This window comes from Mesorhizobium vachelliae (assembly GCF_033977325.1).
In the GTDB taxonomy this organism is placed as follows: Bacteria; Pseudomonadota; Alphaproteobacteria; order Rhizobiales; family Rhizobiaceae; genus Mesorhizobium; species Mesorhizobium vachelliae.
Genome location: NZ_JAVIIR010000016.1, coordinates 1 through 21422, shown reverse-complemented (window position 1 = coordinate 21422; position 21422 = coordinate 1). Strand labels below are relative to the sequence as shown.

21 protein-coding genes and 1 pseudogene are annotated in these 21422 nt (G+C 64.8%); 15 read left to right on the top strand and 7 right to left on the bottom strand.

What is annotated here, in order from left to right; translation table 11 throughout:
• The first annotated feature begins 6 nt into the window (after nucleotides 1-6).
• The 10 genes and pseudogenes from RFM41_RS27360 to RFM41_RS27315 all read left to right on the top strand — a co-directional run bounded on the left by RFM41_RS27360 (nucleotide 7) and on the right by RFM41_RS27315 (nucleotide 8925).
• Nucleotides 7-804, top strand: a complete 798-nt coding sequence (locus RFM41_RS27360) for an N-formylglutamate amidohydrolase (protein WP_320252611.1) — start codon at nucleotides 7-9, stop codon at nucleotides 802-804.
• Nucleotides 805-875: 71 nt separating this feature from the next.
• Nucleotides 876-1460, top strand: coding sequence for a helix-turn-helix domain-containing protein (locus tag RFM41_RS27355; RefSeq protein WP_320252612.1), 585 nt, complete (start codon nucleotides 876-878; stop codon nucleotides 1458-1460).
• A gap of 197 nt (nucleotides 1461-1657) precedes the next feature.
• A pseudogene (locus RFM41_RS27350) lies at nucleotides 1658-2323 on the top strand (ABC transporter ATP-binding protein); the annotation flags it as partial.
• 42 nt (nucleotides 2324-2365) lie between these two features.
• Nucleotides 2366-3520 (top strand): ABC transporter substrate-binding protein, encoded by a 1155-nt coding sequence (locus tag RFM41_RS27345; RefSeq protein ID WP_320252614.1) that lies wholly within the window; start codon nucleotides 2366-2368, stop codon nucleotides 3518-3520.
• A gap of 16 nt (nucleotides 3521-3536) precedes the next feature.
• A complete protein-coding gene (locus RFM41_RS27340; protein ID WP_320252615.1) occupies nucleotides 3537-4241 on the top strand; it encodes an ABC transporter ATP-binding protein in 705 nt (234 codons plus the stop codon).
• 6 nt (nucleotides 4242-4247) lie between these two features.
• Nucleotides 4248-5147: a branched-chain amino acid ABC transporter permease gene (locus tag RFM41_RS27335; protein ID WP_140806932.1), complete on the top strand. Its 900-nt coding sequence runs from the start codon at nucleotides 4248-4250 to the stop codon at nucleotides 5145-5147.
• Between the two features lie 16 nt (nucleotides 5148-5163).
• Nucleotides 5164-6261, top strand: coding sequence for a branched-chain amino acid ABC transporter permease (locus RFM41_RS27330; protein ID WP_320252616.1), 1098 nt, complete (start codon nucleotides 5164-5166; stop codon nucleotides 6259-6261).
• A 29-nt stretch (nucleotides 6262-6290) separates the two neighbouring features.
• Nucleotides 6291-7685: a glutamine synthetase family protein gene (locus RFM41_RS27325; protein WP_320252617.1), complete on the top strand. Its 1395-nt coding sequence runs from the start codon at nucleotides 6291-6293 to the stop codon at nucleotides 7683-7685.
• 218 nt (nucleotides 7686-7903) lie between these two features.
• A complete protein-coding gene (locus RFM41_RS27320; protein ID WP_320252618.1) occupies nucleotides 7904-8632 on the top strand; it encodes an AzlC family ABC transporter permease in 729 nt (242 codons plus the stop codon).
• Complete coding sequence (locus RFM41_RS27315) at nucleotides 8629-8925, top strand: AzlD family protein (protein ID WP_320252619.1); 297 nt, start codon at nucleotides 8629-8631, stop codon at nucleotides 8923-8925. Before RFM41_RS27320 ends, RFM41_RS27315 begins: the two co-directional genes overlap by 4 nt.
• Before the next feature lie 96 nt (nucleotides 8926-9021).
• Here the strand turns inward: RFM41_RS27315 and RFM41_RS27310 are convergent, their stop codons facing one another.
• The 3 genes from RFM41_RS27310 to RFM41_RS27300 form a co-directional block, all read right to left on the bottom strand.
• Nucleotides 9022-10866 (bottom strand): aminopeptidase P family protein, encoded by a 1845-nt coding sequence (locus tag RFM41_RS27310; protein ID WP_320252621.1) that lies wholly within the window; start codon nucleotides 10864-10866, stop codon nucleotides 9022-9024.
• A 97-nt stretch (nucleotides 10867-10963) separates the two neighbouring features.
• Entirely contained in the window at nucleotides 10964-11836 is an 873-nt protein-coding gene (locus RFM41_RS27305; RefSeq protein WP_320252622.1) for a 50S ribosomal protein L11 methyltransferase, read from the bottom strand.
• The gene (locus tag RFM41_RS27300; protein ID WP_320252623.1) at nucleotides 11836-12420 is read right to left on the bottom strand and encodes an SCO family protein; all 585 of its coding nucleotides are present in this window, start codon (nucleotides 12418-12420) and stop codon (nucleotides 11836-11838) included. The genes RFM41_RS27305 and RFM41_RS27300 overlap by 1 nt, the downstream gene beginning before the upstream one ends.
• 400 nt (nucleotides 12421-12820) lie before the next feature.
• Between RFM41_RS27300 and RFM41_RS27295 the strand changes: the two genes are divergently transcribed.
• From RFM41_RS27295 to RFM41_RS27285, 3 genes are all read left to right on the top strand, one after another.
• The gene (locus RFM41_RS27295; protein WP_320252633.1) at nucleotides 12821-13267 is read left to right on the top strand and encodes a CreA family protein; all 447 of its coding nucleotides are present in this window, start codon (nucleotides 12821-12823) and stop codon (nucleotides 13265-13267) included.
• Nucleotides 13268-13335: 68 nt separating this feature from the next.
• Nucleotides 13336-13977, top strand: a complete 642-nt coding sequence (locus tag RFM41_RS27290; protein WP_320252624.1) for a DapH/DapD/GlmU-related protein — start codon at nucleotides 13336-13338, stop codon at nucleotides 13975-13977.
• A gap of 334 nt (nucleotides 13978-14311) precedes the next feature.
• Nucleotides 14312-14803, top strand: a complete 492-nt coding sequence (locus RFM41_RS27285; protein ID WP_320252625.1) for a low affinity iron permease family protein — start codon at nucleotides 14312-14314, stop codon at nucleotides 14801-14803.
• A gap of 8 nt (nucleotides 14804-14811) precedes the next feature.
• On the opposite strand, the gene RFM41_RS27280 is transcribed toward RFM41_RS27285, so the two are convergent.
• The gene (locus tag RFM41_RS27280) at nucleotides 14812-15678 is read right to left on the bottom strand and encodes an SDR family NAD(P)-dependent oxidoreductase (RefSeq protein WP_320252626.1); all 867 of its coding nucleotides are present in this window, start codon (nucleotides 15676-15678) and stop codon (nucleotides 14812-14814) included.
• Between the two features lie 196 nt (nucleotides 15679-15874).
• Here RFM41_RS27280 and RFM41_RS27275 point away from each other — a divergent pair, with 196 nt between their 5' ends.
• Nucleotides 15875-16156, top strand: a complete 282-nt coding sequence (locus tag RFM41_RS27275; RefSeq protein WP_320252627.1) for a hypothetical protein — start codon at nucleotides 15875-15877, stop codon at nucleotides 16154-16156.
• Between the two features lie 3 nt (nucleotides 16157-16159).
• Here RFM41_RS27275 and RFM41_RS27270 read toward each other — a convergent pair whose 3' ends face one another.
• Nucleotides 16160-16735 carry a TMEM175 family protein gene (locus tag RFM41_RS27270; RefSeq protein WP_320252628.1) on the bottom strand — a complete coding sequence of 192 codons (576 nt, stop codon included), beginning with the start codon at nucleotides 16733-16735 and terminating at the stop codon, nucleotides 16160-16162.
• A gap of 138 nt (nucleotides 16736-16873) precedes the next feature.
• On the opposite strand from RFM41_RS27270, the gene RFM41_RS27265 reads away from it, so the two are divergent.
• On the top strand, nucleotides 16874-18082 hold the full coding sequence (locus RFM41_RS27265) for an MFS transporter (protein WP_320252629.1): 1209 nt from the start codon (nucleotides 16874-16876) through the stop codon (nucleotides 18080-18082).
• 31 nt (nucleotides 18083-18113) lie between these two features.
• Here the strand turns inward: RFM41_RS27265 and RFM41_RS27260 are convergent, their stop codons facing one another.
• Complete coding sequence (locus RFM41_RS27260; protein WP_320252631.1) at nucleotides 18114-19586, bottom strand: MATE family efflux transporter; 1473 nt, start codon at nucleotides 19584-19586, stop codon at nucleotides 18114-18116.
• Between the two features lie 102 nt (nucleotides 19587-19688).
• Nucleotides 19689-21164, bottom strand: coding sequence for an esterase-like activity of phytase family protein (locus RFM41_RS27255; protein WP_320252632.1), 1476 nt, complete (start codon nucleotides 21162-21164; stop codon nucleotides 19689-19691).
• Nucleotides 21165-21422 lie beyond the last annotated feature (258 nt).

Genomic DNA, 21422 nt, shown 5'->3' with positions numbered 1-21422 from the left:
CCGGCCGTGCGGAACCTTGAAAAGCTTGGCGATGCGGCGGTCGCGGCGCTTGCCGCGGCCGGCGTGGAACGGCTGCTGCCAGAAGCGGCAAGCCCCTATCTTCTGATCGCGGAGCATGCGGGCAACGCCGTGCCGGCGCCGTGGCGCGATCTTGGCCTGGCTGAGCCCTATCTCGACACGCATTTCGCGGTCGACATCGGCGTCGATGCTCTGACGCGGCGGCTTTCGCAAACGTTGCGGGCGCCGGCGGTGATCGCGCGCTATTCGCGGCTGTTCCTCGACTATAATCGCCCCGCGGATGAGTGGGATTTCATGCGGCCCGACCTCGGTGGCATCCCGGTGCCGGGCAATCTGGCGGCCGACGCGGCGGATGCGAGGCTGCGCAAGCTTGTCGCCTGGGCGCCGGTCGAACAGGCAATCATCGAAGCCGCCACCGGCAGGCGGGCGCTGATCTCGGTTCATTCCTTCACGCCGGTGATGGGCGGCGTGAGGCGCAATGTCGATATCGGCGTGCTATGGCGGGAACAGTCGCCCTTCGTCACCTCGGTGCTGAAAACGCTCAGGACCCAGGGCGTGGAAGCAGGCTTCAGGATCGGCGACAACGAACCTTACGATTGGCGCCAGGCTGTCGGCTACACGCAGAACCGGCATGGGCTGCAGCAAGGCCGGCCCTGCCTCTATCTCGAGGTCCGCAACGACCTGCTTGCCGATCCGGAAACTTTCGAACGCATCAGCCGCCTTCTCGAAGATGCCTTTGCCACTGTCGCGATGTCCCTATGGCCGCAATCAGCCGCAGCCGTCTAAAGGCTGGACGCTCAAATAGCGGAACGCTAGAGCTTGTCGAATTGGAAACACGGCAGCCAAGGGCGTGGACGATGCAAGGCAATGTGGGCAGCAAGATCCGTGATGCGCGCAAGCAGCAGAACATCACCTTGCGCGACCTCAGCGAGCGCTCCGGCCTTTCCGTTTCGCAGCTGTCGAAGCTGGAGAACGGCAAGGCCAGGCTGACCGTCGATATCGCGCTGATGATCGCCGGCGTGCTGCATGTGCCGGTGGCTTCCTTCCTGTTCAGCCCGAAGCCCGGACCGCAGGCGCGCCGCTCGATCACGCGCGCCGGCAGCGGCATCCTGCATGAAGGCAACGCCATGGAATTCGAGGTCTTGTGCAGCGATTTCCGCGACAAGACCAATATTTTCTGGCGCGTCACGCTGCGCGCCAAAAGCTTCGAGGAAAACGGTGGCTGGCGCAGCCATTCGGGTGAGGAGTTCATCCATGTGCTGAGCGGCAGCCTGCAGCTTCATACGCTCCATTACGACCCGACCGTGCTGCAGCCCGGCGACAGCATCCTGTTCGACGGCGAGATGCAGCACGCCTATGTCGCGCTCGGCGACGAGCCCGTCATCATGCTGATGTCGAACACCGTGCCGCGCGACGGGCTGCCGCCGGCAGCAGGCGCCTGACCGACGGGCTAAGGCCTTCCGCTCAAGAATTTTTCTAAAATGGAAAAAAATACTTGTTCTGGAAAAGTCGGGGGACTAGCATCCTTTTGACCGGCCGACAGGAGAACAGCCAGCGGCCGGAATGGGAGAGGTGGCCGATGCTGTCGGTTGAGGCGGTCAGCAAGACATTCGGGGGCGTGCAGGCGTTGCGCAATGCCTCGCTGACCTGCGAGGCCGGCGAGATTCTCGGCCTCATCGGTCCGAATGGCGCTGGCAAGTCGACGCTCGTCAACGCCATCTCCGGCGTGCTCAAGCCGGACAGCGGCAGCGTGCGCCTGGCGGGCGAGGAGATCACCGGGCGCGGCCCGGAGCATTGCGCGCGGGCAGGGGTCGGCCGCACCTTCCAGACCATCAGGCTGTTCAAGGATTTGACCGTGCGCCAGAACGTCGAGGTGGCGCATATCACCTGTCGCGCCGTGCGCCCCGACGCCGCCAACCGGATCGGCGTCGATCAGCTGCTCCAGCAATATGAATTGGCGGGCTTCGCCGACAGCCCGGCCGGCACGCTGCCCTATGGCAGCCAGCGCCGGCTCGAGATTGCCCGGGCATTGGCGCTGGGGCCATCGCTCTTGTTGCTCGACGAGCCTGCCGCCGGTCTCAACGAGGCCGAGTCGGAGACGCTGGCGATGGCGATCGAAGGCATCCGCCGCGACGTCGGCTGCGCGACCATCGTCATCGATCACGATCTGCGCTTCATCAACCGGCTCTGCGACCGGCTTTGCGTGATGGACCAGGGCCAGGTGATCGCTTCGGGCGAGACGGAAGAAGTGTGGCGCGATCCGCGCGTCATCGAGGTCTATGTCGGGCAGTCGGAGACAGCCTGAGGGCCGGGAGGAACAACCACAATGAGAGGAAGGAGGGGTAGAATGGAAAAGATTTTGCTGAGAGCCGCGGTGCTGACGGCGGGGCTGCTGCAGGCAGGGCACGCGGGCGCGTCGGATCTGAAGATCGGGCTTGCGGTCGCGATGACCGGCGCCTATGCGCCCTACAGCGAGGCCGAGGGCGCGCGCTGCATGGCCGACAAGCTGAACAAGGCGGCCGGCGCGAACGATCCCAAGGTCGAGCTGATGATCGAGGACAACCGCTCCGACCCGCAGCTTTCGGTCTCGCTCGGCCAGAAATTCCTCGATGCCGGCGCGCAGATCATCACCGGCGTGCCGTTCCCCGATGCGCTGATCCCGATGGCGCAGACAGCGCAATCTTACGGCGCGACCGTGTTCTCGGCGCCGAACACGCAGCTCGAGATGCAGCAGGCCGGCCTCGACAATTTCATCGCCGGCGCGGTGCCCGATCCGATCAACGCCTCGGCCACCGCCAACGCGCTCTACGGCAAAGGCGCGCGGACCGTCGCGCTGATGGTGTCGCCCGATGCCGGCTCCTATTCGGAAAAGCTGCCGGAGTGGTTCGGCGAGGTGTTCGAGCATCTCGGCGGCAAGGTGGTCGGCAAGTTCAACTATTCCTACGGAACCACCGACTGGTCACCGCAGATCGCCTCGATCAAGGCGCTGCCGCAGAAGCCGGACGCGATCCATATCTGCGCGGTGCTGCCCGATGTCGGCATCCTCATCCGGCAATTGCGCGCCAATGGCTATGAAGGGTGGGTGGCCGGCTGCGACGCCTTCGACGACAAGTCCCTGGAAGGCACGGTCGGCGATCCGAAGTCGCTGGAAAAGGTGATGTTCGCGACCCATGGCGCGACCGGTATTGATAGCCCGATCGACAAGTTCCTGGCGCAGTGCAAGGCCGACGGCTACAAGATCAACGGCATCTTCGACGCGCTCGGCGCCGACATGGTGCAGATCAGCTATGAGGCAGCCAAGAAGGCCGGCACCGTCGAGCCCGCCGCCTTGCGCGAAGCGATCCGCGCGCCGGGCGGCTATCCCGGCACCACGGCGCCGACGATCTCCTTCGCCGAGAAGAAGGGCTATCCGGTCAAAGTCGTGCCGGTGATGGGCTTTGCCGACGGCAAGCGGGTGCTGATCACCGACACGCCGCCGACCTTTGTTCCGGCGCTGAACTAAAGCGGGGCGGGGACACGTGCTGAAGGTCGAGAAGCTTGTCGTGCGCTACGGCGCTGTCACGGCGGTGCGCGAGTTGTCGCTCGAGGTCGGGCAGGGCGAGCTTGTCGCCCTGCTCGGGCCCAATGGCGCCGGCAAGAGCTCGACCATCAACGCGCTGACCGGCCTGGTCACGCCGGCTTCGGGCCGCATCGTGCTCGACGGCAAGGACATCTCGCATGTCCGCACCGAGGACCGCATCCGCGCCGGGCTGACCTCGACGCCGGAAGGCCGTCACATCTTCTCGAACCTGAGCGTCGGGGAGAACCTGCGGCTGGGGGCCGCGACAAGGCGCGACCCCGCCGGCGTGCGCCAGGACATCGAGCGGTTCCTGTCGCTGTTCCCGGTGCTATCCGAACGCTTCGGCCAGGCGGCTGGCACGCTTTCCGGCGGCGAGCAGCAGATGCTGGCTATCGCCCGGTCGCTGATGTCGCGGCCGAAGCTGCTGCTGCTCGACGAGCCGTCGCTCGGGCTGGCGCCCAAGATCGTGGCGCGCATCTTCGACTTCATCGGCGAGCTCAAGGCGCAAGGGCTGACGCTGCTGGTGGTCGAGCAGAACGCCAAGCAGGCGCTGCGCTTCGCCGATCGCGTCTACGTCGTGAGCTCGGGAACGCTGCGCTATGACGGACCGCCGGCCAGGCTCGCTGACGAGCACGGCCTGTTCAACCTTTACATCGGCGGGTAGGCGGCGATGGACTACGCTCTGCAGCAGCTTCTCAACGCGCTAGCCTTCGGCGCCGAATATTCGCTGGTGGCGCTCGGGCTCGCGGTCGTCTTCTCGATCATGGGGCTGGTCAATTTCGCGCATGGCGAGATCATCGGCGTCTCGGCCTACAGCGTGTTCCTGGCAGCGGCGCTCGGGCTGACCTCGCCCTTCGTCGCGGTGCTGCTCGCCGTCGGCATGGCGGCGCTCGCGGCGGTCGTGTTCGAACGCGTCGCCTTCCGACCGGTCCGTTACGCGCCGACCACGACCGGGCTGCTCACCGCCTTCGGCGTGTCGATCGTGGTGCAGAACCTTTTCATGCTTTTGATCTCGCCCAAGCCGCAGTCGGTTTCGATCCTCAACGGCTTGAACCAGATGTGGTTCTTCGGCCCGTTCGCCGTGTCGTCATTGCAGGTGATGGAATTGATCGTCTCGGGTCTTACCATCCTTGCCCTGGTGCTCTTCCTCAACCGCTCGACGCTCGGCCTCGCGATCCGCGCCGCCTCGCGCGACTTCGCCACGGTGCGGCTGATGGGGATCAAGGCAAACCGGGTGATTGCCACGGCTTTCGCGATTTCAGGCGCGCTGGCGGGCATCGCCGCCGTCTTCATCCTGGCGCGGCGCGGCAGCGTCTCGCCCGATCTCGGCTTCGGCCTGGTGCTGAAGGCTTTCGTCGCCTGCGTCATCGGCGGCTTCGGCTCGCTGCCTGGCGCTGCCGTCGGCGGCATGCTGCTTGGCTTCATCGAAGTCGGCCTGCTCGTTGCGCTGCCGCAAGAATATGCGGGCTTCAGGGACGCGCTCACCTACGCGATCATCGTGGCGCTGCTCGTCTACCGGCCGGAAGGCCTGCTCGGCCAGCGCATCGAACTCGGCGACAAAGAGATTTAGGGCGGGGAGATCTCACGTGGCAGGCTCCGAACTCTCGCAGGCGGTCGAGCAGATGGCGGCTCCGACTGGCTCAACGCGATCCGGCAACGCGCTGGTCCGCTCGCTGATCGGTGGGCTGGTGACGGCTCTGCCAGTGCTGGTGATCGGGCTGCTGGTGCTGAACTTTGCGCCGACCTACTACACCTTCCTGGCGCTCGGCGCCTTCGTGAACCTGATCGTCGTGGTCGGCCTGCAGGTGTTCATGGGCAATTCCAACATCGCCAATCTCGGCCACAGCGCCTTTGTCGGGCTCGGTGCCTATGGCGTCGCCATCCTGTCGACGCCGCTCGCCATGAAGAAGCTGTCGATCCCCAACGCGCCATTCGGCTTTGCGACGCTTGAGCTCGATCCGGTCTCGTCGGCGCTCATCGCGCTGTTGCTCGTCGGCATCGTGGCGCTGGTCAGCGGCAAGGTGATCAGCCGGCTGTCGGGGGTAGCTGCGACCATCGTCAGCCTGGCGCTGCTGATCATCGTCCATTCGGTGTTCCTCAACTGGACGGATCTGTTCAAGGGCAACCAGGCTTTCTTCGGCATCCCGAAAGTGGTCGGCCTGCCGTGGATGCTGGTCTTCGCGGTGCTGGCGATCGTGGCGGCGCGGCTCTTCAAGGACAGCCGCTGGGGCCTGCAGTTGCGAGCCAGCGCGCAGAGCCCGCAAGCGGCGGCAGCGCTCGGCATCGATGCCAAGAAGCTGCGGCTGATATCCTGGGTGCTGTCGGCGCTGATCTGCGGCCTTGCCGGCGTGCTCTACGCCTATTTCGCCGGCACGATCAGCCCCAAGCTGTTCTATTTCCAGATGATCTTCAACACGCTGGCGATGCTGATCCTCGGCGGCATGGCGACGGTGACGGGGGCGGTGACCGGCGTCATCGTGCTTTCGATCGGGCTGGAATTCATCCGCAGCATCGAGTCCGGCGTGACCGTCGCGGGTATCCAGATGCCGCAGCTGCTTGGCCTGTCGGGCGTGGCGCTCGGCGTGGTCATCGTGCTTTGCATGGCGTTCCGGCCAAGCGGCATCAGCGGCCGGCATGAGCTCGACGAGCTCCTGTCGCTTCTGTCGCGGCGCAACGCCAAATAGCTCAGTCATTTCCTGGTGGAGGGTTGAACGTGGAATTTGAGGAGAGGGTGGCGGCGTATGCGCCGAAGCTCGAAGCGCTGCAGGCCGAGCTCGCATCGCGCGGCGTCGAGTTCATCGAGGTGCATACGGTCGACACGTCGGGCGTCGTGCGCTCCAAGATCGCGCCGCTGAAGCTTTCCACCTATGGCGAGGCGATCAACGCCATCCTCTATTGCGTCACGCATGGCGACGGCCAGCCGATGGGCGACGTCGCCTTCGCCTCGCCGAGCGCCAATGAGGAGAACGGCTTTCCCAACATCAAGGGCATAATCGATCCGGACACGGTGGTGCAGCATGGCTGGAAGCCTAAATTCGCGTCCGCCATCACGCGCACCTACATGCTCGACGGCGCGACCTGTCCGTATGATCCGCGCGGCGTGCTGGCGCGCGTCGAGGAGCGGGCGCGGGCACTTGGCTACGAGCCGAAATTCGCGCTCGAATACGAGTTCGGCATTTTCCACGCCGACCATGACCTGATGCGCGCCGGCCGCTATCGCGAGCTGAAGCCATGGGGCCATTCGCTGATCAACTACGACCTAGTGCGCAGCGGCGAATACCAGGATTTCGCTGCCGAGTTCATCACGCGCATGAAGAGCATCGACATCGGCGTCGCCTCGCTGGTCACCGAATATGGCTATGGCATGTATGAATACGCGCTGACGCCGAAGAGCGCTCTCGCCGCGGCGGACGCCGCCATGCGCGCCAAGCTGCATCTGCGCGAGCTGTGCGCCGAGCGCGGGCTGGTCGCCACTTTCATGACGCGCTTCCAGCCGCCGGGCAAGGAAAGCGCCTGCGGCGCGCACCACCATGTCAGCCTGTGGCAGGACGGCAAGCCTGCCTTCGCGGCCGGACCCAACCGCCTGACGCCGGTCGCGGAAAAATTCCTGGCCGGCGTGCTCAACCGCATGCAGGAGACGCATATTTTCTTCCGGCCGACGGTCAACTCCTACCGCCGCTTCGACCGCGGCGCGTGGTCGCCGGAGGATGTCGCCTGGGGCTTCGAGAACCGCACGGCGCCGATCCGCGCGATCACCACGCCGAACGACGCCGCCTGCCGCTTCGAGCACCGGGCGCCCGGCGCCGACGTCAATCCCTATTTGTCGATCGCTGCGATCCTGGCGGCGGGCTGCGAAGGCATCGAGAAGGACCTGCCGCTCGAGGCGCCAGTGACAAGCAACCTCGCCAATCTCGACAAGCCGAAGCTGCCGCGCACGCTGAACGCATCCATCGAGGCCTTTGCCGGCTCCGAATTCTGCGCCGAGGCTTTCGGCGAAGCATTCCGCGACAACTACGCCGAAAGCCGCCGCGCCGAGCAAGCAGCCTTCGATGCCTGGCAGGCGTCGCACATCACCGACTTCGAATGGCAGCGCTATTTCGTCAGCTGAGCTGCGAGATTTTCGACGCCTCGCAACCCGGCGATCAGTTCCGCTGATCGCTGGGTCAAGCGAATTGGTGTGACATTGACGGCGACGCTCCCTAAATCAAGCCGCACTTAAAGCACGTCGCACTCAACAGATTCAGGCGACGCGCTTTAAGTCTTTTTGTTGATGCATGTCGCAGAACCACTGCGCACTTCTGGGCGACATGCATTGGGAGCGGCTTGATGACAGCGGAAGCAATCTCCGAGGGCAGAACGGGAAGCGATTTCTGGGACGGCGTGCGGCTTTCGATGCCGGTCGTCGTCGCCTCGGCGCCATTCGCGATCCTGTTCGGAGCGATCGCCGTCGACAATGGTTTCTCCGTGCTCGAGGCGTTCCTGATGAGCGCCATGATCTATGGCGGCGCCAGCCAGATGGTCGGTATCGAGCTGTTCGGCCAGCATGTCGCGCCATGGTTGATCGTGCTGTCGATCTTCGCGGTGAATTTCCGCCATGTGCTCTATTCGGCCGGCATCGGCAGGCGCATCGCGCATTGGCCGCTGCTGCAGCAGGCCGCTGGCTATTTCATCCTGACCGACCCGCAATTCGCCATCGCCGAGGCGAGGGCCGAGTCCGGCCGTCCGGTCGGTTTCGTCTGGTATCTGGGGCTCGGGCTGCCGGTCTATCTCTTCTGGGTGATCGAAAGCGGCTTGGGCGCGGTGTTCGGCAAGATGATCCCGGACACGCATGCGCTCGGCATCGATTTCCTGCTGCCGATCTATTTCCTTGGCCTCGTGCTTGGCTTCCGCAAACGGCCGCTTTGGGGCCCTGTCGTCGCGGCCAGCGCCATCGCCTCGATCATTGCCTATCGGACCGTCGGCTCGCCCTGGCATGTCTCGATCGGCGCGCTTGCCGGCGTTCTCCTGGCGGTGATCCTGCCGCCGCACCATAGCGGCGTGGGCAAGCGGCCATGAGCACAACCTTCTGGATCATCCTGGCCGGCGCCGTCGCCACCTATCTCACGCGTGTCGGCGGCCATCTCGTCATCTCGCGCTTCGACACCATCCATCCGCGCGTCGAGGCCGGCCTCAACGCCGTGCCGGCCGCGGTGCTGACGACGCTGGTCGCGCCGGAACTGCTCAATGCCGGCCCGGCGGAATGGGCGGCGCTGATCGTCACCGTGCTGGTTTCGCTGCGCGGCGGTCTGATGGCGATGTTCTTGGCCGGCGCGGCGGTGCTGATCCTGGTAAGGCAGATTGTCGGGTAAGACCTTTGCCGGTGCGATCGTTTCGGATCGTCGGCGCTGCCCCTCATTGCCCTGCCGGGCATTTCTCCCCGTAGAACGGGGAGAAAGAGGCTTATCTCAAATCTTGGCGTCGTGCGGCAGCGGCGCGGTGGCTTTCTCAAGCCAGGCAAGCGTTTCGCCGTCGACCATCGGACCGATCTCGGCCAGCACCCAGGCGTGATAGCGGTCGAGCCATTGCAGCTCGTCCCGGTGCAGCAGATCGGTGCGGATGAGCCGCTTGTCGATCGGCGCCAGCGTCAGCGTCTCGAAGCCGTGCATGGCGATGTCGCCGCCTTCGATCTGCTCCGCCGGCGTGACCAGGATGAGGTTCTCGATGCGGATGCCGTAGGCGCCTTCCTTGTAGTAGCCCGGCTCGTTGGACAGCATCATGCCGGCAAGCAGCTTTTCGGTGCCGGTGCGGGCGATGCGCTGCGGGCCTTCATGCACGGCAAGGTAGGAGCCGACACCGTGGCCGGTGCCGTGGGCGAAGTCGCAGCCATGCTTCCACAGCGCCATGCGGGCAACGGCGTCGATCTCCGAGCCGCGCGTGCCGGCCGGGAAACGCAGCGTCGAGATGCCGATCATGCCCTTCAGCACCAAAGTGAAGCGCTCGCGCATCTCCTCGGTCGGCTGGCCGATCGGCACGGTGCGGGTGATGTCGGTGGTGCCGTCCTGATACTGGGCGCCGGAATCGAGCAGGAACAGCTCGCCGCTTTCAAGCTTGCGGCTGGTGGCGCGCGAGACGCGGTAATGCATGATGGCGCCGTTCGGGCCGGCGCCGGAAATCGTGTCGAAGGAGACGTCGCGCAGCGGCATCTGCGTTTCCTCGCCGGTCTGGCGGCGCACTTCCTCGAGTTTGGTGACGACAGCGATTTCGTCGAGCGTGCCCGGCTTCTGGCGGTCGAGCCAGCACAGCAGCTTGGCGACCGCGGCGCCGTCGCGGCGATGCGCGGCGCGGCTGCCGGCGATCTCGGCCTGGTTCTTGGTCGCGCGAGGAATACGCGCCGGGTCAGCCGCTAGGACGACCTTGCCGCCATTGTCCTCGACCAGCATGCGGAGCTTTTCCGCCGCCAGCACCGGATCGAGCGCGATCTTGGCGCCGCCCTTGGCGAGCGTAGTGATCGCGGCTTCGAACTCGCCTGGATCATGCAGGTCGGCAAGCTGGGTGAGATAGGCCGCGACCTGCCGCGAGAATTTGCGTTGGTCCATGAACAGCTGATGCTTGCCGTCGGCGGCGAGGATGGCAAAGCCCAGCGCCAGCGGCGTGTGCGGCACGTCGCCGCCACGGATGTTGAAGGCCCAGGCGATCGAGGAAGGATCGGTCAGCGCCGCATGGGTGGCGCCATCCTTTTCGATCGCCCTAGCAAGCCGCGCCAGCTTGTCCTTGGCGAGCTCGCCGGCAAGGTTTTGCGGGTGGATCTCGACAGGCGCGCGTGGCGGTTCCGGCTGGTCCTTCCAGATGATGTCGATGGGGTTCCTGTCGAGCGGCACCAGAGTCGCGCCGGACTGCTCGGCCGACGCGTTCAGCGCCTTAATCTCGCCGATCGTATGCAGCCACGGGTCGAAGCCGAGCCTTGCGCCTTTACCGAGATTGTCCTTGATCCAGCTTGCCGGCGGATTGTCGATGAGGCTTTCGACGGTGAAGATGGAAAGGTCGACCTCGTTGCGCACCTGCAGCGTGTAGCGGCCGTCGACGAAGATGAAGGCGCGATCGCGCAGGATGATGGCGACGCCGGCCGAACCGGAAAAGCCCGTCAGCCATTTCAGCCGCGCCGAGCGGTCGGCGACATATTCGCCCTGATGCTCGTCGGCGCGAGGGACAAGGAAGCCATCCAGGCCGTTCTCGGCCAGCCATTGCCGCAGCAGCGCCACGCGCGGCTTGCCGACGGCCGGATCACCAGCGGAATCAAAGGTCTGGAACATTTCTGGCTCCTCAAGTGGCTTGCGGCGACCGTAACGCATGATCTAGAAAACCGGAATCGATTTCGGCAGGGCCAGATCGGCTGGATGCAAGCCGGCCTCAGCGCTTGAGGTGGATGGTCACCCAGCCCTCGCGATGCAGCGTGTGGACGTGGCGGAAGGCTTGGCCGACATAAGCCGAGATCACGGGGTCGCGCTGCCGGTCGAGGATGCCGGAAAGCACCAGCGAACCGCCAAGCCTGACATGCTTCGCCATTTCGGGCGCGAGCCGCATCAGCGGGCGGGCGAGGATGTTGGCGACGATGAGATCGAAAGGCGCGCGCCTGGCGAAGATCGGGTGATGGAAGCCCGGCGCCGTCACCGTCTCGACCAGCGCCTTGACATGGTTGAGGCGAGCATTGGCGGCGGCGACGCGGACGGCGACCGGATCGATGTCGGTCGCGAGCACCGGGATACGCGCGAGCTTGGCCAGCGCGATGGCGAGCACCGCGCTGCCGGTGCCGAGGTCGAGCGCATTGCGCGGCCGTTCGCGCAGCACCACCTGCTCCAGCACCTCGAGACAGCCGGCCGTGGTGCCGTGATGGCCGGTGCCGAAGGCAAGGCCTGCCTCGATCTCGATGGCGAGATCGCCGGCGCGGCGCTTGGCGCGGTCGTGCGAGCCGTGAACGAGGAAGCGGCCGGCGCGCACCGGCTTCAGGCCTTCCAGCGAGCGCGACACCCAGTCGACATCGGGAAGGACCTCGCGCTCGACCAGCTTCGGCAGGCCGAGACCGGAGAGGATATCCCTGACCCGCGCCTCGACCGGATCAATGTCGCCATCGGCATAGAGCGACACTTCGTGGACGTCTTTTTCCTCATCGAGCTCCAGCACGGCGATCGGCAGGCCGTCGTCCTCGAAAGCGGCGTCCAGCGCCGCGAAGATGCGGTCGGCCTCGACTTTGTTGGCGGTGAAATGGAGCCGGGTCTGGCCCATCAGGTTTGTCCACCGGCAGCCAGTCGCTTCAGCTTGGCGATCGCGGTGTCGGCGCTCTCGCCATAGGCGATGGTGCCGGCGAAATCGCCCTTGGCGTTGAGCAACAGAACCGACGCCGTATGGTCCATCGTGTAGTCGCCGTCGCTGGTGTCGACCTTCTTCCAATAGATGCCGAAGGCCTTGGCCATGGCATGCACCTTGTCCGGATCGCCGGTGATGCCGGTGATGCGGTCGGAGAAGTTGCTGACATAGGTGTTCATCGTCTCCGGCGTGTCGCGCTCCGGATCGACGGTGACGAAATAGGCGTTGAGGTTCTTGCCGCTGTCGCCCATCGTCTTCAGCCAGCCGGCCAGCTCAAACAGGGTCGTCGGGCAGACCTCGGGGCAATGGGTGAAGCCGAAGAAGACGACGCTCGGGTGGCCCCTGAAGGCGGCTTCGGTGATCGGCGCGCCTTTCTGGTCGACCAGGGTGAAGGGCGCGCCGAAGGGCTCGCCGCCGTAATGGCCGCGGTACCAGTCGAATGTCAGCCAGCCGATACCCGCCGCCATCAGGACGAGAATGCCGATCAGGATTGAACGCATCATCAGTGAATGTCCGTCGCCATTGCTTTGGCTGAAGCCAGTTTGGCGACAGTCTTAACGGGTCGGCGCCGGGCGCGCAAAGATGTCGCGTTGCCGCAAGCGGCCGGGCAGGCCGATCGCGGCGCGGAGCCTTACCGATCCTTAATTTGAACGGCTTTGCCTCCCAGCTATCTTCCATAAGGCTTTGGTGATGGAGCAGCTCCATATCGCCGGCGCGCTCGTCCAGCACTTCGTCCTGAGGTCGAACGTGCTGCGGCAGATGCTGGCCTTCCGCAGGCATAGCCCTTTGCAGTCATCGGGCGGCTTGCAAACGCCACGATCCTGTCCCACCTGACATCGGCAAACGTGAACCTTGGAGGCTTCCTTGCGAAAACTGATTGGCTTGTTCGCCGCCTGTCTTGCCATGGGCGCCGGCGCGGCCATGGCTGACGAAGTGGGTAAAGTGGGTGTCGACTGGGTCGGCAACGACATCATGGTCGACGCGATCAAGGACCCGAAGGTCGACGGCGTCACCTGCCATGTCGCCTATTTCGACCGCAGCATCATCGACCGGCTGCACAAGGGCAACTGGTTCGAGGATCCTTCCGATTCCTCGATCTCCTGCCGCCAGACCGGGCCGATCACCATCGGCGACATCGACATGAGCGAGGGCGGCGAGCAGGTGTTCAAGCAGGGCCTCAGCCTGATCTGGAAAAAGCAGGTGGTGAACCGCATCTACGACAAGAAGAACGAGACGCTGGTCTATCTGTCGCATTCGCGCCAGGTGCAGAACGGCTCGGCGAAGATGTCGGTCACGACCGTGCCGCTCTACGGCCAGAACGTGGTGTGGACCAAGGGCAAGCCGCAATAGCTTCCCGACAGGACAAGCAGGGGCAGGCCGTGCTTGCGGGACCGTCCCTGCCGGCGTAAAGCCGCTTCATGGACCGTCCTGAAAACCTCGTCCTCAAGGACCCTGAGCCCCGCATCCATCCGACCGCGGAGCTGAAGGGGTGCAAGCTCGGCCGCTATGCCTCGATCGGCGAGCGGGTGATCCTGCGCGAGGTGAGCGTCGGCGACTTTTCCTATTTCGAGCGCCATTGCGAGGCGATCTACACGACGATCGGCAAATTCTGCTCGATCGCCGCCAACAGCCGCATCAACGCGCTCGAACATCCAATCGAGCGGCTGACGCAGCACAAGGTCAGCTACCGGCCGAACGAGTATTTCCGCTGGCTGGGCGTCGACACCGAATTCCGCGCGCGGCGGCAGGCAAAACCAGTGCGCATCGGCCACGATGTCTGGATCGGCCATGGCGCGGTCATCATGCCGGGCGTCGCGATCGGCAACGGCGCCGTCATCGGCGCCAATGCCGTGGTGACGCATGACGTCGCGCCCTACTCGATCGTCGCCGGTGTTCCCGCTAAGCCGTTGCGCTGGCGGTTCTCCGCCACAGTTGCGGCGCGCATCGAAGCGCTGGCCTGGTGGGACTGGGCGCCCGAGACACTGGCGCGCGCAATCCCCGACATGCAGGCCATGCCGATCGAGGCCTTCCTCGATCGCTGGGAAGCCAATACCCCCTGAGGCGAACCACAGGCAGAACGCGGCCGCAACGCATGACGGCGTTGTCGAGATGTTATGCTGCGCTCTCGGGCGAGTTGCCCCTTCCGCCATGCGGGGGTGGCGCAACGGAAGGGGCTTGGAGGTAAACCGCCGTGAAGCGGAAGGAACAGGCTTTCTGGCCTGCACCGGCACTATTGCAAACAAACGGATAAGGTGTTTCTTCGCGCGTCTGCGCTTTTTGCGCGTATCCGATTGTGGCAGCGCGCAGAGCGCCAAATTCAATCCTTGGAACCCGATGCGGCGGCAGTTGTTTCATAGCGAATCCCGCGCCTGCGCGGTCTGCTGAGGGATTTGCATGATCGAAAGGGTTTTCACCAAAATAGCCAACCGGGTCGCGCATCTGGCGGGCCTGCCGTCCACCTTTGCAATCTGTGTGGCGATCGTGGTTGCATGGGCGTTGAGTGGACCGTTCTTCGGGTTCTCGGACACCTGGCAACTCGTGATCAACACCGGCACCACCATCATCACCTTCCTGATGGTGTTCCTGATCCAGAACACGCAGAATCGCGATGGCGCGGCGATCCAGGCCAAGCTGGACGAGCTGATCAGGGTCAGCCGCGCCCACAATCACTTCATCGGCATCGAACACTTGACGGAGTCGGAGGTCGAGGAAATCCGCGACAAATGCGAGCGCGCCGCGAAGCGGCATGACCGCAAGATCGCCGAGGCGGCCGCCAACAAGGCCGTCGCCGAAAAGAACGGCACCAAGCATGCGCCCAAGACCGCCGACGCGGGCGCAAAGAAGACCACGGCCGGGAAGAACGGGTCCAAGAAGAAAGCGGCTTGAGACGGCTGTCAGCGGTTCATGAAGGCCGCGAACGCATCCTTATGCTCCGGGTGCCACCGAGAGAGGGCAGGGCGGTTCTCGATGATGTCGCCCATCGCCCAGGCCATGCGCTTTTCATCCGTCGGCCGCGCGACTTCGTTGTCGGGGCACAGGATGTAGAAATCATCGTCGATCAGCGATGCCAGCATGAAGTCGATCACCTGCTCGCCGGTCCAGGCGCCGGCGGGCTTTTCCGTCGCGCCTTCGGTCAGGCCGGTATAGGTGAAACCGGGGATCAGCAAATGGGCCGAAACCTTCGCTCCCGGCTCGTTGCGCAGCGCATGCGCCAGCCCTTCGGTAAAAGTCTTCACGCCGGCCTTGGAGACATTGTAGGCGAGGTTGCCGGGCGGGGTGGTGATGCCCTGCTTGGAGCCGGTGTTGATGATGAGTCCCGGCTTGCCCGACGCCAGCATGCGTGGCGCGAAGGCCTCGACGCCATGCACGACGCCCCAGAAATTGATGTCGAGCAATCGCTTCCAGGCGTCGCGGTTCTCCCAGGGCTTGCCCGGGTTGTTGCCGACGCCGGCATTGTTCATCAGCAGCGACACCGCGCCGAAGGCGCCGTAGGCAAGATCCGCCAGCCGGTCGACCTCCTCGGCCTTGGAGACGTCGGTGGGAATTGGAAGGACGGCATCATCGCCGGCGATCGCGGCGACCGCCTGCCTCGCCTGATCGAGGCGCACGCCGCCGATGTCGGCAAGCACCACCTTCATGCCCAGCACCGCGAACCGTTTTGCCGCGGCAAGGCCGATGCCGCTGGCGCCGCCGGTGATGACGGCGACATTGCCGAAGGCGAAAGCGGGCAGGGCGGTCTGGATTTCGGCGTCGCTGGTCATGATTTCCATCCTTGTTCGGGTTGGGCCGAACTTAACGCCGGGCGCCGCCGAGGCAAGGCTGGTCCGTGCCGATCAGTCGCGGCGATAGCCGCAACGGGTTGACGGCGATAGCCGCAACAGGTTGACGGCGATAGCCGCAACGGGTTGACCATCGATGCGCCTGCCGCGCATGTTGTCCCAAAAAGGAGTTCGGTATTTGACCGATTGGATCGGAATCCTCAAGGAGCAGACCGTCAATGGCGACCAGATGGGCCGCGAGGTGCCGAAGATGCTCGCCAATCCCGATATCAGCGAGACGCAGGTGAAAACACTGTTCGCGGCGCTGGAGAAGCAGGCGGATTTCGCCGAGAAGCTGCGGCTGGCGTTGGAGAAGTTCGGCCACGACTTCCCGATCATCAAGGCGGCCGAGCGACTGGAGGAACGCTATGCCGACCTTGCCGCCTCGGTGGCCGAGAAGCTCAAGGCAATGCGCAAATAAGTTCTATTTTTCGATCAGCCGCTCGAAGCGCTTGTCGGGTGCAAACCAGATAACCGCTACAAGCACGTAGATCGCCACGCTGATCCACTGATTGAAGAAGCTCAGCGCCACGGCGACGATATAGAGCGCCAGCGAGATCTTGCCCTTCTTGTCGTGGCCCACCGCCCTGGCAAAGGTCGTGTCGGCGCCGTGCAGATGGCGCAGCTTGATGACCAGGATGGTGTAGGCGACGGCGCAAAGCGCAAGGTCTATGCCATACACGGCGACCGGCGCAGGCGCGAAATGGTTCTCGCCCATGAACGCCGTGGTCACCGGCATCAACGACAGCCAGAACAGAAGGTTCAGGTTGGCCCACAGGACGCGCCCGTCGACGCGCTGCACGGTGTGGAACATGTTGTGCAGATTGTTCCAGTAGATGCCGACATTGATGAAGGAGAGCACATAGCAGAAGAAGATCGGCCACTGCGGCAAAAGGGAGGAGAAATCCTCGCCATGCGGCACTTTCAGGTCCAGTACCATGATGGTGATGATGATGGCGACGACGCCATCGGTGAATGCCTCGACCCGTCCCTTGCCCATGATTCTTCCCTCGCTTTGCGCAGACGTTACGGGAGGATGCAGCAGCTGACCATCCTGCCAGAACTGTCAGGAGGACATTTCGCCGGGCGGAACAGCGCCATTATATGGGCGTTGGGCTTGCAACCGCCGGAGGTCGCCATGACCAGCCTTGCTCAAACCATGACGCGTGACAATGAACTCGGCGGGGGCGCCGCGATGACCGCCGTCGCCGCGATGATCGCCGCGCTCTTTGCCGGCAGCACCGCGCTGACCCCGCTTTACGTGATCTACAAGCAGGCATTCGGCTTCTCGCAGATCACGCTGACGCTGGTCTATGCCGTCTATGTCGTCGGCAACCTGGCGGCGCTGCTGTTTTTCGGCCGGGTGTCAGATGTCGTCGGCCGCCGTCCTGCCGCGCTCGCCGCGATGGGCGTCGCCGTGGTCAGCGCGCTGTTTTTCCTCTTCGCCGAAAACCTCGCCTGGCTGGACATCGCCCGCATCCTCAGCGGCCTCGGCATCGGTGTCGGCGCGGGCGCCGGCACCGCCTGGCTTGCCGAGCTGATCGAAGGCAAGGACAAGTCGCGCGCCGCCGTCATCGCCACCAGCACCAACTTCATCGGTCTTGGGGTCGGCGCGCTCATGGCGGGGCTGCTTGCCCAATATGCGCCCTGGCCGCTCAGGCTGATATTCGCGGTCTATCTCGTGCTGCTTGCGCTGGTGACCGTGCTGATCTGGCGCACGCAGGAAACTGTCTCCAGTCCGGGGCGGCTCTCGGACGTCTCGCTGCGGCCACGGCTTTCAGTGCCCGACGATATCCGCGCGCAATTCGTGGCGCCCGCTGTGACCGGATTCGGCGCCATGGCGCTGGTCGGTTTCTACGCGGCGGTGGCGCCGAGCATCCTGGCGCAACAGCTCCATGCAACCAATCACGCCGGGGCCGGCGGGCTGTTCTTCGAATTGTCGATCGTGGCAGCAGTGACCATTGTCGGCACCGCATGGCTGTCCAGCCGCTCCACCATGCTCGCGGCGCTGGTCCTGATGATCCCGGCGGTGGCGCTGGTCGTCGCAGCGCAAATCTACGCCTCGATGACACTCATGATCGCGGCGACGGCGGCCTGCGGCGTGGCGGCTGCGCTCGGCTATCGCGGCGGCCTGCAGGTGGTGAACCAGATCGCACCGGCCGACCGCCGCGCCGAGGTTGTCTCGGCCTTCTTCATCTGCTGCTTCTGCGGCAACGCGCTGCCGGTGATCGGCATCGGCATCCTATCGAGCCTGGCCAACGCCACCGTGGCAAGCCTGGCCTTTGCCGGCATGATCATCGTCTTCTCACTGGTGGCGCTTGGCTTCGGCGCCAAATACGCGCGGTAGCGTATTTTAACCGTTTCTGTCGTCGCGGATTTTAGCCGTTCGGCGTCTCCGGAAGGAGTTGCGCGCGCTGGCGCGGCACGCCGAGGCCGGTGTCGGGCGGCTCGCCTGCGGCCGGCCGGTCCTCGATCATGTGCATGGTGCGCCAGCGGCCGAAACGATAATAGGCGGCGGCCAGCACCAGCGAAGCAATCGAGCCCGCCGGAAAGCTCCACCACAGCGCTTCCTGGCCGATGACGCTGCGCATGGAATAGGCAAAGCCGGTGCGGATGATCAACACCGAGATGATCAGGATGATCAGCGGCGGCATGACGGCGCCGGTGGCGCGCACCGTGGCGAAGAGCACGATGGTGATGCCGAACAGGATGAACGACCAGGACGCCACCTTGTTGATGTGGGCGGCGATGTCGATCGCGGCGCTGTCGTTGCTGAGGAAAAGGCTGAGCACGGCGCGGTCGAAGACGAACAATAGCGCCACCAGCGCGCCGGTCAGCACCAAATTGAAGCCGACGCCAGAGGCCGCGACCTTGCCGATGCGGTCCCAGCGCCCGGCGCCGACATTCTGCGCCGCCATTGATGAGACCGCGGCTCCGATCGCCAGAGCCGGCATCTGGATGTAGGTCCAGAGCTGGGCTGCGATGCCGTAAGCGGCCGCGACTTGCGAACCATAGGAGTTGACGATGCCCATCACGGTGAGCGCGGCGGCCGAGATGACGATCATCTGCAGCCCCATCGGGATGCCCTTGAAGACGACGATGCGCAACAAGGTCGGGTCGGGCCTGAGCAGGCCGAGGTTGGCGCCTGCCAGCCGCAGCGGATGCTTGCGCACATAAAGCACGACGAGGATAGCGATCACGCTCACCGTCTGGCCTATGAGCGTGGAGGTCGCCGAGCCGGCAATGCCGAGCTCGGGGAAGGGGCCGATGCCGCGGATCAGCAGCGGATTGAGCACGACGTCAAGCACGACCGCCAGCGCCATGAAGACGAACGGCGTGCGCGAGTCGCCCGCGCCGCGCAGCACGGTCATGACGAAGGACAAAAGATTCATCATCGGAACGGCGACGAAGATGATTCGCAGATAGCTGCGCGCCAGCGGCAAGGCATCGGCCGGCGTGCCGAGCCCGGTCAGGATGGCGTCGACCCAGACCCAGCCGCAGACCGCGAACACCACGGAAACCAGGAAGAAGAAAGTGGCGCTGGTGCCGACGATGCGCCTGGCTTCCGGCAGGTCCCGGGCGCCGACCGACTGCGCCACCAGGATGGTCGCCGCCATGCCGATGCCGAACACGGTGCCGAGGATCAGGAACAGCACCAGATTGGCGTTGGAGGTCGCCGTCAGCGCCGCTTCGCCGAGAAAGCGGCCGACCCAGACCGCGTTGATCGAACCGTTGAGCGACTGCAGCACGTTGGAGCCCAGCACCGGCAGGGCGAACAAAAGCAGCGTGCGCGGAATGGGGCCGCTGGTCAGGTCGTGGGTCCGCCGGCGGGCGGGCTTCTTGTCATCCATGGCAGCACCGAAAATGAATCAGGCCCGCGATGCTATCGCAGGCCTGATGCTCATGCATCCCATTACGCTTTGGCAACGGCAGCCGCAGCCGCCCGCATCCCGTTACTGGGTGGTGTTTCCGGAAAGGCCGGGCAGGGTGACCTGATAGACCAGGAAGGTGGTGTCGACGTCGGCGCCGTCCTCGGCCTTATACGAAGCGCCGACCTGGAAGCCATCCTGGGTGAGGAAGTCGTTGTCGTTGGCGACGAACAGGAAATAGTCGTCGGGCAGCTTCGGATCGAGCACGGAGGCCAGCGACATCGCTTCCCACTTCTCCGAGAGGTTGTCCTTGTCGTTCGGCGCGCCATTGTGCAGGCCGAAGCGGCCGAGCTCGCCCTTATCGTTGATATCGATGAAGGAGGTGAGCTTGGCCGGCGTCACCGACGGATCGACGACGCCTTTCGGCGCGACCGGCTTGTCGGCGGCGTCGAACGGACCGTTGGCGATGTCGGTCGCAGCGGAGAGATCGACGATCTCGATCTTGCGATAGAGCGACTCGGCGTCCTTCAGGCCCTGGCCGTTGCCCGAATCGCGCGCCAGCATCAGGAAGCTCTTGTCGGACAGCGCCACGATCTCGCTCTGCGCGGCGACCTTGGTCTTGCCCTTGGCATCCTTGAAGACCGGCAGCGGCACGACATATTCATGCGCCAGCTTGAGATGGGCGAGGTCGGAGGCGTCATAGACCAGCGCGCGGGTGTTCTGGCGCGTCGAGCCGGAATCGCCGCCGTCCTGGCGGGCCGCCGACTGCAGCACGGCGATCAGGTACTTGCCGTCCGGCGTCATCGACATGCCTTCGAGACCCTGGTTGTTCTGGCGGCCGGTCTCGGGATCCTTCGGATCGGGCTCGGCGGCGCCGGGTCCCGGATTGTCGGAAGCGAAGTTCGGCTTTCCGTGGCGCATCGGCACCAGCGCGGCCGGCGGCTGCGTCGCCGACATCAGGCGGCCTTCGGCCGAGAAGCGATAGATGTTGGGGCCATATTCGTCGGAGATGAACATGGTGCCGTCGGGCAGGCGCACGATCGCCTCGTTGTCGAGCGCCAGCTTGCCGTTGTGGGCCTGCGGCAGGATCGGCATGTCGCCGGCGGCTTCGCGCACGCCGTTCAGCGGATCGAGGCCGGTCGCATCGGCGCCCTTATCGTCGGTCAAGAGCATGGTGTCGGCGAGCGTCGCCTTGACGCCGGTCTGTTCCTGTCCGGCGGCGGGCGCCGCGCCAGGAGCGGTCGGGGCCAGCCCGATCGAGATGGTGTTGAGGCGCGGGCGATAATCGGTGGTGCCGACGACATTGTAGCCGCGATCCGGCAGCAGCCAGAGCGAACCCTTGTAGCCGGCGCCGTCGCGAGCCCAGGACTTGGCGTCGATCGACATGCCGGAACCCGAACCGAAGGTCTCGCCGAACTTGTCCTTCTGGCCGGCCGGAATGCGGCCGATGCCGACCAGCCCCTTGTTGACGTAAGCGACGCCGTCGGCAAGTGCCGGCGTCATGGCGGTGAACAGGGCAAGTGCCGCGCCGAGCGCGACGGTTCGGTTGAGATGTTTCATGATATCCCCTTCGTGACGAGCAGAGCGGCCATTGGCTCAAGGGCGCGGCATCGACGACGCGGCCTTCCCTTGCCGTCGAGCGGTCTAGGACGTGAACGTGATGGTTGCGTGACAGGAGGGACTCTCCTTCCCCCCTTGTGGGGGAAGGTGGCCGCGAAGCGGCCGGATGAGGGGTGCTCCAGGGAAAGCCAACGCCTCACTCCGCTGGAACACCCCTCATCCGTCTCGGCACTGCGCGCCGATCCACCTTCTCCCACA

Bases quoted from the DNA above. Each gene is read 5' to 3' on its own strand.
- RFM41_RS27355 (WP_320252612.1), top strand. From the start codon at position 876: ATGCAAGGCAATGTGGGCAGCAAGATCCGTGATGCGCGCAAGCAGCAG.
- RFM41_RS27345 (WP_320252614.1), top strand. From the start codon at position 2,366: ATGGAAAAGATTTTGCTGAGAGCCGCGGTGCTGACGGCGGGGCTGCTG.
- RFM41_RS27335 (WP_140806932.1), top strand. From the start codon at position 4,248: ATGGACTACGCTCTGCAGCAGCTTCTCAACGCGCTAGCCTTCGGCGCC.
- RFM41_RS27320 (WP_320252618.1), top strand. From the start codon at position 7,904: ATGACAGCGGAAGCAATCTCCGAGGGCAGAACGGGAAGCGATTTCTGG.
- RFM41_RS27315 (WP_320252619.1), top strand. From the start codon at position 8,629: ATGAGCACAACCTTCTGGATCATCCTGGCCGGCGCCGTCGCCACCTAT.
- RFM41_RS27310 (WP_320252621.1), bottom strand. From the start codon at position 10,866: ATGTTCCAGACCTTTGATTCCGCTGGTGATCCGGCCGTCGGCAAGCCG.
- RFM41_RS27305 (WP_320252622.1), bottom strand. From the start codon at position 11,836: ATGGGCCAGACCCGGCTCCATTTCACCGCCAACAAAGTCGAGGCCGAC.
- RFM41_RS27300 (WP_320252623.1), bottom strand. From the start codon at position 12,420: ATGATGCGTTCAATCCTGATCGGCATTCTCGTCCTGATGGCGGCGGGT.
- RFM41_RS27295 (WP_320252633.1), top strand. From the start codon at position 12,821: ATGGGCGCCGGCGCGGCCATGGCTGACGAAGTGGGTAAAGTGGGTGTC.
- RFM41_RS27290 (WP_320252624.1), top strand. From the start codon at position 13,336: ATGGACCGTCCTGAAAACCTCGTCCTCAAGGACCCTGAGCCCCGCATC.
- RFM41_RS27285 (WP_320252625.1), top strand. From the start codon at position 14,312: ATGATCGAAAGGGTTTTCACCAAAATAGCCAACCGGGTCGCGCATCTG.
- RFM41_RS27280 (WP_320252626.1), bottom strand. From the start codon at position 15,678: ATGACCAGCGACGCCGAAATCCAGACCGCCCTGCCCGCTTTCGCCTTC.
- RFM41_RS27270 (WP_320252628.1), bottom strand. From the start codon at position 16,735: ATGGGCAAGGGACGGGTCGAGGCATTCACCGATGGCGTCGTCGCCATC.
- RFM41_RS27265 (WP_320252629.1), top strand. From the start codon at position 16,874: ATGACCAGCCTTGCTCAAACCATGACGCGTGACAATGAACTCGGCGGG.
- RFM41_RS27260 (WP_320252631.1), bottom strand. From the start codon at position 19,586: ATGGATGACAAGAAGCCCGCCCGCCGGCGGACCCACGACCTGACCAGC.
- RFM41_RS27255 (WP_320252632.1), bottom strand. From the start codon at position 21,164: ATGAAACATCTCAACCGAACCGTCGCGCTCGGCGCGGCACTTGCCCTG.